Source organism: Rhodothermales bacterium, from assembly GCA_013002345.1.
Taxonomy (GTDB): domain Bacteria; phylum Bacteroidota; class Rhodothermia; order Rhodothermales; family JABDKH01; genus JABDKH01.
The window spans coordinates 1-2,238 of record JABDKH010000181.1 but is presented as its reverse complement, the minus strand read 5'-3'; the positions used below and the strand labels follow the sequence as shown (position 1 = coordinate 2,238).

4 protein-coding genes are annotated in these 2,238 nt (G+C 60.3%); 1 reads left to right on the top strand and 3 read right to left on the bottom strand.

The features are described 5' to 3' along the window. Nucleotides 1-661 (top strand): cytochrome P450 (locus tag HKN37_09080; GenBank protein ID NNE46798.1); only part of this gene is annotated, 661 nt, incomplete at its 5' end. Nucleotide 662: 1 nt separating this feature from the next. Here the strand turns inward: HKN37_09080 and HKN37_09075 are convergent. The 3 genes from HKN37_09075 to HKN37_09065 form a co-directional block, all read right to left on the bottom strand. Next, the gene (locus tag HKN37_09075) at nucleotides 663-872 is read right to left on the bottom strand and encodes a hypothetical protein (GenBank protein NNE46797.1); all 210 of its coding nucleotides are present in this window, start codon (nucleotides 870-872) and stop codon (nucleotides 663-665) included. Between the two features lie 9 nt (nucleotides 873-881). Continuing rightward, the gene (locus tag HKN37_09070; GenBank protein NNE46796.1) at nucleotides 882-1,328 is read right to left on the bottom strand and encodes a hypothetical protein; all 447 of its coding nucleotides are present in this window, start codon (nucleotides 1,326-1,328) and stop codon (nucleotides 882-884) included. Between the two features lie 2 nt (nucleotides 1,329-1,330). After that, nucleotides 1,331-2,238: hypothetical protein (locus HKN37_09065; protein ID NNE46795.1), on the bottom strand; the 908-nt coding region annotated here is incomplete at its 5' end.

Genomic DNA, 2,238 nt, shown 5'->3' with positions numbered 1-2,238 from the left:
TGCCCATTTCTGTCGGGAGAAGACCGAGGACGGCGAGTACTACGCGGACGAGGACATTGCCGACCACATGGCCTTTCTCATGCTGGCCGCGCACGACACCACCACCAGCGCCTCGACCATGGCCGCCTATTACTTGAGCAACGATCGGGCCCTCCAGGACGAGCTCGCCGCCGAGGTCCGGGCCTGGCCCGACGAGCTCAGCTTCCAAACCGTTTTTCATTCCACGAACCCGCTCATCTGCGTCTTCTACGAAACCATTCGCATGCACCCGCCGGTGCCCCTCTTCCTCCGTCGCAGCATCCGGGAGTGCGAAATCGGCGGCGTCCGCGTTCCGCCCGACACCATGGTCTGTATCCCAGGCAACTTCATCCACCGGCTTCCCGACTGGTGGAACGATCCCAACCGCTTCGACCCGTCGCGATTCTCCGACGAAGTCGCCGAGCACCGCAAACACAACTTCATGTGGATCCCCTTCGGCGGCGGCGCCCACAAATGCATAGGTATGCACTTCGCGCGCATGCTCTTTCTGCTCACCTTCCGCGAGGTTCTCGGGCGCTACCGTATCGAGTTCGCGAAAGACGGCTACTTCCCGGCGAAGCTACAGCACTTTCCGTTTACGCGGCCGCTCGATGGGCTGCCGGTGCGGTTGGTGCCGCGCTGACTCAAAACAGCGTGTAGATGAACGGCGCGGCGGCGGTTCCACCGAGGACCACGAGCAGCCCAAGCAGCAGAATCGAGATGATGATCGGGGCCAACCACCACTTCTTGTTGGCCTTGAGAAAGCCGATGAACTCGCCGACGAGGCCGCGCTGCTTGCCAGATGCCTTCGCTAGGAATTCGTCGTCGCCTTTGGGGTTTTCATCTTTCGACATGGTCGTCTCTCAATACTGATGGAAGTAGCTCTCTTTGTCTCGCGCTGGAGGCGCCTCCGCCCAGTAGCTAGGCGCGTTCGGCTCGTAGCCCCGGTGCATCGGGTCCTTCCCGAAAATCCGGAATAAGACCGCGATAGGTCCAATTATCAGGAAAAACAGCGTCCCCATGATCACGTAGGAAAGTACGAAGCCGATGGGAAAGGCCAGCACGGTCAACCCCACGTAGAGAATACGGTTGGCCCTCGGAGCGACCAGCGAGAGCAAGGCTGCAATCGTTCCGAGCGCCGCAAAGGTCGTCACCAGGGGCATCCGTGCGTCACCCAAACCGAACGAGAAAATCAGCTTCTCGTAGTATGCGAGGGCCGCGAGGATGCCAAAACCGACGAATGCGATCCAGCCAAACTGTCGAAGGGTCTTCGTGTCGGGATTGAAGTTGATTTCGACGAGCTTGCTCATGACTAATCCAGTGCGAACTGCTTCAAGTAGGCCTCTTGATCGATGACCTTCGCATTCGGTTGCTCCGTCTTCTTGAGCACGAAGTTGTCGACGACGAGAACGTCCATGTTGGTGCCCAGGAAACAACGATACGCGTCCTCGGGCGTGTTCACGATCGGCTCTCCGCGCACGTTGAAGCTGGTGTTGATCAACATGGGGCAACCCGTTTTCGCTTTGAACGCCGACAGTATTCCAGAAAACCGGGGATGCCGCTCGCTGTCGACCGTCTGCACGCGCGCCGAGCAGTCGACGTGTGTGATCGCAGGAACGACCGAACGCTTCTGATGGAGCTTATCCAAGCCCGTAGCTGCTTGATCGATTTCGAGGCGCTTGTCCTGCTTGACTGGAGCGACCAGGAGCATGTAGGGGCTGTCTTCGTTTGGACGCATCTCGAAGAACTCATCGACGTCCTCACGCAGGATCGAAGGTGCGAACGGCCGAAACGACTCGCGGAACTTGATCTTGAGGTTCATGGTCGACTGCATTTCCGGCGACCGGGCATCACCGAGAATCGACCGGCTGCCGAGCGCCCTCGGCCCGAACTCCATCCGTCCCGCCATGTGGCCCACGACGTTCTGGTCGGCGAGCAAGCCTGCCACCGCGTCGCACAAACCTTCCTCGGTTTCGTAGTGCTCGTACGCGGCGCCCTGGGAGTCGAAATAGGCGCGTGTCTCCTCTTCGGAGTAGTGCGGGCCCAGCAGCGAGCCGTGCTGCACGTCCTTGCCTTGGTTGTCCCGCGGCTTGTCGACCAGTTGATACCAGGCGAACAGCGCGGCTCCAAGCGCACCACCAGCGTCACCCGCAGCGGGCTGGATCCAAATCTCGTCGAACGGCCCCTCTCGCAGCACCCGCCCGTTGGCAACGCAGTTCA